Origin of the sequence: Alistipes sp. CAG:268, from assembly GCA_000434235.1 — a bacterium.
Taxonomy (GTDB): domain Bacteria; phylum Bacteroidota; class Bacteroidia; order Bacteroidales; family Rikenellaceae; genus Alistipes; species Alistipes avistercoris.
Map to the genome: position 1 here is coordinate 20,797 of FR892003.1, position 8,266 is coordinate 29,062.

The following is an 8,266-nucleotide window of genomic DNA, read 5'->3' on the forward strand; positions in this document are numbered from 1 at the left end:
ACCCCCGCCCCCGCGGCGCCCGCCACGAGCAGGTCCACGTCCGCATGGTAGCGGGCTGCAATCACCTGTGCCCCGGCCGGCAGCGGCGCCGTACGGAACCCGATACCGGGGAGGTGGCGCAGGTCCCAGCCGGCAACCCGCCGGATGTAGCGGCCGAGCAGCCGGCGGCTGTTTCCCGAGACGAGCCGGAGCAGGATGGCTCCCAACAGTTCAGCGGCAAGAAGCATCCGGAACCACCCCGTGCGGAGCAGCTGCCCGAGGGTGACGGGAGCCGTGCGGAGCCCGCCGCCGCGGCGCCGCACCAGCCATCGGTAGATGAACGGCGGGATGATATAGGCCATCAGCACGACGGTGAACATGCCGATGATGGTCACCTCGGCCAGCGACCGCATGGCCGGGTGGCGCGAGATGATGAGCGTTCCGATGCCGATGAGCATGATCAGCGCCGAGATCACGATGCTGCTTTTGTACGAGGCCAACAGCTTGCGCCCGTAGGCGTGTTCGTAGACAAGTCCTTCGGTGATGAAGATCGTATAGTCGTCGCCCTGGCCGAAGATGAAGGTGGCCAGGATGATGTTCACGATGTTGAACCGGATGTCGAGCAGCTCCATGAGGCCGAGGATCCACAACCAGCTGACGGCCATGGGCAGGAAGGCCATGAGGCTCAGTTCGAGCCGCCCGAACGAGAACCAGAGGAAGAGGAAGACGATCACGCCGCACGACCAGCCGATGTAGTTGAAGTCGCCGGTCAGTGAATCGGCGATGGCACCGTTCATCCCCTGCACGTCGAAGCAGTAGGAGCCGGGGATCCGCTGCCGCAGGGTCTCCTCGACCGCCCCGACCTCCCCGGGAAGCACCTTGACCCGATCGACCACCGTACAGGTTCCGTCCGCCTCATTCAGATACCCTTCGAAAAGCTGCCCGGCCAGCGGCGCAAGCTCCTCCCACCCGAGCGGTGCGAACGGCTTGTCGAGCAGCGCTTCGAACCCGGCGAAGGCATCTTCGCGGAACCCGTTCGCCCGGAGCGCCGCAGCCAGCTGCGTACGGATCGAGTCGGCATGCCGTCCGACGAACTCCTCCCAGCGGGCCAGCCTCCGCAGCTGCTCGGAGCGCGAGGGGAGGAAGGGTGTGGCGCTCTCCAGCACCGACCCTGGGTGCTCGGCGACGATCCGCTCCAGGGCGCCGCGGGCCGTTTCGCTCCGCTGCAGCGCCCCGTCCCAGGTCGCGGACTCCGAGGCCACGTAGACCGTCGTCAGGCTGTCCGGGCCGAGCATCCGGGAGAAAGCCTCCAGATCGGCGCGCTGCCCGTCGGTCATGTAGTTGATGTGCCGCATGTCCGTATCGAAGGCCGTGTGGCGGCTGAAGAAGGCGAACAGGACGGTCAGCAGGCAGACCCCGAGAACCAGACGCGGCTTGCGCTCGAAGTCGATCGCCGAGAACGCCCGGAGGAAGCGTTGTCCGCCGCCTTCGGTCCGGGGGCGTTTCCCTACCAGGTGGGGCAGGAAGACCAGCACGAAGAGGATGGTGCCGACCAGCATGAAGGCGGCGAAGAGCCCCAGGTCGCGCAGCGCCGGGGCCGTCATCGGGACCAGGCAGAGGAAGGCCCCCACGGTGGTGATGTTGCCGATAACGAGCGGCGAGACGATTTCACGCAGGGCTGCACGCATGTCGTGTTCGTGGCGCAGGTGAGCCAGCATGTGGAGCGGGTAATTGACGGCGATGCCGATGATGATCGAGCCGATGCCCAGGATGATCATCGACACTTCGTCGCGGAGGAGCGACATGCCGCCCATGGCGAAGAGCCACCCGAAGAGGATCGAGACGCCGATCAGCAGCAGCGACCTCATGGAGCGCAGCGTCCAGAGCAGCAGCGCAAGGATCAGCACGACAGCCACGGCGATCGACCGCAGGCTGTCGGCCTTGATCTGCCGCGCATTCGTAACGGCGATGACCGGAGCCCCGGCAAGGTGGACCTCCAGCTCGGGAGTGTCGGCTTCGACGGCATCCGCGGCGTCGCGCAGCAGGGCGATCAGCCGGGCGTTGGAGTTGGTTTCGTTTGACCCGTAGGGGGTGCGCATCGTCACGATGGCCCGCTTCCGGTCGGGCGTGAGGATATACCCGTCGTAGAGTTCGTACCTGAATCCCGGCTGGAACTGCTGCAGCCGCGCCACGGCCGGCGTAAAGAGGTTCAGCGGGTCCTGCCGCACATGGTCCGAGAGCAGGCTGCCCGTGGGGAACATCAGCAGCATCCGGTCGCGGGCGATCTGCGCCTCGATGTAGCCGGGCGTCAGCAGCGAGTCGATGCGTTCGTAGTCCGCGTCGGTCAGGAAGCAGGGGATGTGGTCGTAGAGGAACTGCCGGGTATCGAACAAACGCCCGTAGTCGATGCGGGTCATCAGGTCGCGGACCGCGCCGAGCGAGTCGCGGGGGGGCGCCGCCCGGGGCGAGAGCGCGGCCCGCGCCGCGGCCGCGGCAACGCGCCCCGCCGCATCGGCCAGCCGGTCCGGCGGGACCGTAGCCGAACTGTCGCGCGGAAGCACGATGGCGACAATGCGGTCGGCGGCCGAGAGTTCCTGATAGAGGTTCAGAGCCTTGCGGTGGTGGTTGTCCACGGGCAGGAAATCCAGGATGTCCTCGTTGCGGCCCAGCGAGAACAGCCCGGCAAGCAGCAGCGCACAGAGGAGCGCCAGCACGCCGCCGAACCACATGCGCCGCCCGGCCAGCCAGTCGTATATGCGAAGGAAAAACGCGGCCATGTCCGTTCCGGGGTCAATCGTTCAGGTACTCCACCGGCGAGGCGTAGATCCCCAGGAAGATGTCGCGCAGCAGATCCGGATCGTCCACCTCGAACTTCGCCAGCTCCCCGAGCCGACCGATGAAGGCATCCTTCTGCGCCGGCGTGTAGTGCGCCGCATGGCGGGTCTGCCCGTAGCGGAGGTCGTGGGCGATGAAGTTGTTGGGCATGAGGCGGTAGTTGCCACGGATCGTCCGGTCGAGAAGCCGGGTCACCTGCTTGTGGTATTCGTTGTGGGTGCAGCCGTCGTATGCGCGCAGCGTCTTCGCGTCGAGACACGGTCCGAAGGCCAGATGCACGGCGCCCTTGGGCTGCATGATGCCCGTCAGTATGCTGTTCAGGTCCTCGCCCGGCTTTTTCGTGTAGCGGGTGAAGCGCGACTCGTAGAGCTCGAGTGCCTTGAGGATGTCGCAGGGCTCCCATTCGTAGGAGATCGACAGCGGCACGATGTGCAGTTCGGCCAGCGCCTCGATCTTGTCGAAAGGTTTGCTCATGCAGAACATCTTGACGATACCCTGATCCGTGAGGTCGTTACCGTCCTTGGTCCGCCCGTTGCGCTGGGCGATCCACACCGACTGCCGCTTTTCGGTAATCGTGTGCCGGATGTACTCCGAGCAGTGCATCGAACTGCGGTAGAAGTCCTTCATGTTGCCGCCGCGTTCGATGCGGAACATCTTGTTCGCCTTGCCGATGTCGATGACCAGCTGCGAGGACATGAGATTGGCCCCGAAAGTGATCTCCGAGGTCTCGTGGCCGTGCTCGAAGAGCAGGTACTGCAGCAGCGAGGCGTCGAGCATGATGTCGCGATGGTTCGAGACGAAAAGGTAACGCTCCGAGGGGTCGAGCCGCTCGATTCCCTCCCATGTGAACGAGGTGATGCTGCGGGCGATGACCTGCTCGTTCACCACGGCCATGACCTGTTCCTGAAACTCACGGATCGTCTTGATGGACGCCACTTTGCGGCGCACGGCCTCAAGTTCTTCTTCAGGAAAGATATAGGTGGCCAGCAGCGGAAAGAACTCGCTCGATGCGATGCGCTGCATCGTCGCCGGGATCTCCTCGTCGCGGTAGGGACGGATGTCGTCGAATTCGGGGTGGTTCATGGCTATTTGCGGTTGTCGATGAATTTTACCGGTTTGCGGCTCTTAGCCGGGAAGTTGATGCGGCGGATCTCCTCGACCGGCAGCAGTTCGATCTCGGGGGCTACGCGGATGCGCGAACGGAAACGGTCCTTGAGGTCCTTCACGGCATCGAATTCGGGACTGTACTTCAGCCCGATGCGGACGATCACGCGGTCGGTCCCGGCCTCGCTCTCCTCGACCACGACGACGTAGTTCTCCACATAGGCGGTGTTGTCCAGCACGTCGTTCAGGGCCGGCGGGTAGAGCGTCGTACCCTTGAGCTTGATCATGTTGTGTTTGCGTCCGACAAGCGGCGTAAGGCGGAACGAGTGGCGGCCGCAGCGGCACGGCTCGGTCCGCTTGGCGGCGATGTCGCCCGTACGGAAGCGCAGCAGCGGCATGCCCTCGACGCCGAGCGTCGTGACGACGATCTCGCCGTACTCGCCGTCGGCAACGGGCAGGTTGTCCGGCCCGATGATCTCGACGATGATGAGTTCCGGATGGATATGCCCGCCGCAACCGTATTCGCACTCCGAAAAGGTGGCGCCCATCTCCGTAGAAGAGTAGGTGGCGAAGAGCTGCACGTCCCACTTCTCGCGGATGCGCTGCCCGAGCAGGTTGAGCGAGAAATCCTGCTCGCGCAACCCCTCGCCGATGCCGATGATGCGGCGGATGCTGCTTCGGCGGTAGTCAATGTCGTGCTCCTCGGCATACTGGATGAGCCGCAGGATGAACGACGGCACGCACATGATCGTGTCGGGCTTCAGCCTCCGGATGGTGTCCCACTGCAGCTCGGGGATGCCGTTCCCGACGCGGATGACGCTGGCGCCGAGTTCGCGGATGCCGAGGAAATAGGCCAGTCCGGCCATGAACCGCTTGTCGAGCGTGGTCATCAGCTGCACGATGTTCCCGGGACGCAGTCCGGCGCAGGCGAACGACTTCTTCTCGTTGTAGGCCAGGCGCTGCAGGTCCAGTTCCGTGCATCCAAAGGTCACCGGGTCGCCCAGCGTCCCCGACGTGGTCACATAGTCGATGACCGTCTCGCGGGGGCAGCAGAGAAACTCCTCGTTGAAGAGCTGCAGGTCCTTCTTCTCGGTGAAGGGGATCTTCACCAGATCCTCGATGTGGCGGATCTGGTCGATGCATATCTCGCAGCGTTCGAACATGCGGCGGTAGTAGGCCGAATGTCCGGCGAGGTAGTGCAACGCCTTCTGCAGCAGCTGCTCCTGAAAGGCTTTGATCTCCTCGGCCGGGCGGAATTCGATGTCATTTGCAAAGGTTTCCATGGTCGGTTTCGTATTTCGTGTTGATGGCATGGATCAGGCGGTTGGTCCCGAGCAGCGCTTCGGCCGTATTGACCGCCGTGAGCGGTACGCCGCAGATGCCGTGCAGGTTGATGTTCTGTCCCGTGAGCAGCAGATTGCCGATCTTCGTCGCGATCGGGACCTGCGAGAGGGCGATCTGCTGCGCATCCTTGCGGAAGCCGTACATGGCGCCCTCCTTCGTACCGTAGTAGTCGCGTATGGTCAGCGGACTCGACGCATGGACCGCCTCGACCGCCTCCCGGAATCCGGGGCGGATCCGCTCCATGAGCGCCAGAACCCGCCCGGCCTGCTTCTCCTTCCAGGCCTCGTAGTCGGGCCCGCGCCGGCCGGTGAAGGTCCCCTCCCAGCGGCGGACGGCATCGAAGGGCATCGGTGCCGTGATGATCATCTTGCGGCTGAAGGGGCCCTGCCCGCTGACGGGCGGGGTCATGTACATGATGCCCCGGGGCCAGAGTTCGTCGTAGGTGCCCAGCTGCCACGCCATGCCGTGGGCCCTCTGGCAGTAGCACGTATGGTTGATATAGGGGAAGCGGTTCTCCTTGAGCTTCAGGTAGACCGTAAAGGCCGAGTAGCTGTTGGGAATCTGTTCGAGCCGCGAGCGGTAGGCCCGGGGCAGCGCCGCCGCATCGAGCATCCGCAGCAGCGTGCAGGGGTGGATCGCCGCGATGTAGCGGTCGGCCGCATAGCGGCGGCCCTCCTCGGTTTCGGCATAACGGATCGTACGTTCCGTACAGGCGAGGTGCCGGACCCGGGCTCGGGTCGCGACCTCGCCCCCGTTGGCGCGGATGACTCCCGCCAGCGCCTCGGCCAGCTGCGAACTGCCGTCCACGAAGCGGTCCTCGCCGTCGATGTAGAGCACATTGACCAGCGCATGGATATAGGCGGGCGTATGGCGGGCGACCCCTCCGTACATGGGATTCATGTAGGCCAGGATGTCGCGCAGCCGCGGGTCGGCGACATAGCGGGCGATCAGCTCGTCGGCCGGCAGCAGGAACTCCTCGGAGTGGGAGAAGATCGACCCCTGCGCTTCGCGCAGGCGGAACATGCCGACCTCGTCCGACAGGCGGTAGAGCGCCTCGACATAGCGCCGTACACCGTCGGCCTCGGCGGGGAACCGGGCGGCGAAGCTCTCTGCGAAACGCTCCCGCCCGCAGGGGATGGCGAAGCGTTCCCCTTCGGCGAGGTAGTGCAGCGAGTCCATGCAGTCGTCGTCGGTCGGTCGGATCTTCAACTGATCCAGGATCCCCAGGTAGTGGCAGATGCGGCGGACCGAGCCGCCGGGGCGGAAACCGCCCAGCATGTGCATGCCCGTCTCGAAGCGCTCGCCGCTGCGCACGAAGGTCTGCAGCCCGCCCCCGACGGCAGCGTTCTGCTCCAGCACGGTCACACGGTATCCGTTCCGGGCCAGCAGCGCCCCCGTGAAGAGGCCGCCCATGCCGCCTCCGATGATGACAACCGTTCCGTTCATGGGTTCGCTTCGTTTATCTGTTCGAAAATGCGCGGCAGACCCACCGCCTCGCCGCACGCGATGAGCGAGCCGACCAACACCCCCAGGATCCCGTGCGAATTGACGCTCTGCCCGGCCAGCAGGAGGTTGGGGATGCGGGTGCGGTGGGAGACGCGGCTGCCGACACCGGCCTGCACGTCGTGCACGACGCCGTACATCGATCCGTCCACGGTTCCCGTATAGTCGCGGTAGGTGAGCGGCGTGGAGGTGTAACAGGCGTCAATCTGCTGTCGAAGTCCCGGGAAATCGCGCTCGACGACCTCGAGCAGACGCTCGGCCTTGCGGCGCTTGAAGGCCTCGTAGTCCGCGCCGCGGTGTCCGACCCGCGTGTCGAGCCACGGCGTCAGGTCGTCGATGGACATGTAGGAGATCACCACACCGCACCGGGCATGGGCGGGATGCTCCTCGTGACACATGTGCATGTAGAGGTAGCCGCGGGGCCACTCCTCTTCGGTATAGTGTTCGCACCCCCAGGGGGTTGTGCCGGTGTATCCATAGTGGTTGTGGTTCATGTAGGGGACCTGCCCCTGCTTGAAACGGAGGTAGAGCGTGAATCCGGCCGTCGTGTTGCGCAGCGCGGCAATGCGGTTGCGGTAAGCGGGGCGGATCAGCCCGCTGTCGAGCAGGCCGAGTGTCCGCTGCGGGTGGATGCTCGAGATCACCAGATCGGCCGGGCAGCTGCGTCCGTCTTCGGTCTCGACGGCACGAACCCCGGCGGCATCGCAACGGATCCGCACAACCCTGCGGCTGGTCTCGATCCGGCCGCCGCGGCGCACAAGGGAACGTGCGAGCGACTCGGCCACGGCGTCGCTGCCGCCCACGATGCGGAAAGCCCCCCGGTTATAGAAATCGGTGATGAAGGCGTGGGTGGCAAAGGGCGTGCGTCCCTTCTCGGCGGCGTAGAGCGGCAGATTGCCCACCAGTACATCGCGCAGCAGTGGGTCGCGGATCAGCGCGTCGAGCACCGAATCGATGCTCCGCATCTGGTATTCGGCCAGGACGCCAAGATCCGAGGTCCCGGACTGCAGGGCATGCAGCGACGAGGCCCGGGCGATGCGTCCGATCAGGTCGAAATAGTCGTTCAGCCGGCCGCGTTCGGCGGGGAAACGTGCCGCCAGCTCCTCGATGAAGGCTTCGCGCCCCTGCGCCAGCCGGAAATGCTCGCCTCCGAGCGAGATCACCTCGTAGCCCGAGGGGTCGAGGCGGCTCAACCGAAGGTCGTCGAACACCTCGAGGTAGCGCAACAGCCGCCGGAGCACCTGCCCCTCGTCGCAACTGCCGATGAAGTGCATGCCGGTCTCGAACTTCGCGTCGCCCCTGCGGAAGCACTGCAGGCATCCGCCGATCCGGGCATCCTGCTCCAGAACAGTCACGTCGTATCCGTTCCGGGCCAGGATAACCCCGCACGACAGCCCCCCGAGGCCGCTTCCTATGATGACACAGCGCTTTTTCATCGGACCGGAACGATTGTGACGCAGGCGTCGGTTTCATCCGCGGCCGCAACCGGCCGGCCGTCGTC

The 8,266-nt window shown here is 65.1% G+C and carries 5 protein-coding genes (1 of these 5 cut by a window edge); all 5 read right to left on the minus strand.

Annotated elements, in window-relative coordinates:
* Tightly spaced (at most 13 nt apart), the 5 genes in view from QZL63_RS06270 to QZL63_RS06290 form a layout consistent with a single transcriptional unit that may run on beyond the window.
* Positions 1-2,756, minus strand: the 5' portion of a protein-coding gene (locus QZL63_RS06270; RefSeq protein WP_022308477.1) for an MMPL family transporter. The gene continues 58 nt to the left of window position 1, outside the view; 2,756 of the gene's 2,814 nt are visible here — the first part of the coding sequence; the start codon lies at positions 2,754-2,756; its stop codon lies off the left edge, out of view.
* Between the two features lie 13 nt (positions 2,757-2,769).
* The gene (locus QZL63_RS06275) at positions 2,770-3,897 is read right to left on the minus strand and encodes a 1-acyl-sn-glycerol-3-phosphate acyltransferase (RefSeq protein ID WP_022308478.1); all 1,128 of its coding nucleotides are present in this window, start codon (positions 3,895-3,897) and stop codon (positions 2,770-2,772) included.
* Positions 3,898-3,899: 2 nt separating this feature from the next.
* Positions 3,900-5,201: a phenylacetate--CoA ligase family protein gene (locus tag QZL63_RS06280; RefSeq protein ID WP_022308479.1), complete on the minus strand. Its 1,302-nt coding sequence runs from the start codon at positions 5,199-5,201 to the stop codon at positions 3,900-3,902.
* The gene (locus QZL63_RS06285) at positions 5,182-6,708 is read right to left on the minus strand and encodes a phytoene desaturase family protein (RefSeq protein ID WP_022308480.1); all 1,527 of its coding nucleotides are present in this window, start codon (positions 6,706-6,708) and stop codon (positions 5,182-5,184) included. Before QZL63_RS06285 ends, QZL63_RS06280 begins: the two co-directional genes overlap by 20 nt.
* Positions 6,705-8,201: a phytoene desaturase family protein gene (locus QZL63_RS06290; RefSeq protein ID WP_022308481.1), complete on the minus strand. Its 1,497-nt coding sequence runs from the start codon at positions 8,199-8,201 to the stop codon at positions 6,705-6,707. Before QZL63_RS06290 ends, QZL63_RS06285 begins: the two co-directional genes overlap by 4 nt.
* Between the last annotated feature and the right edge of the window lie 65 nt (positions 8,202-8,266).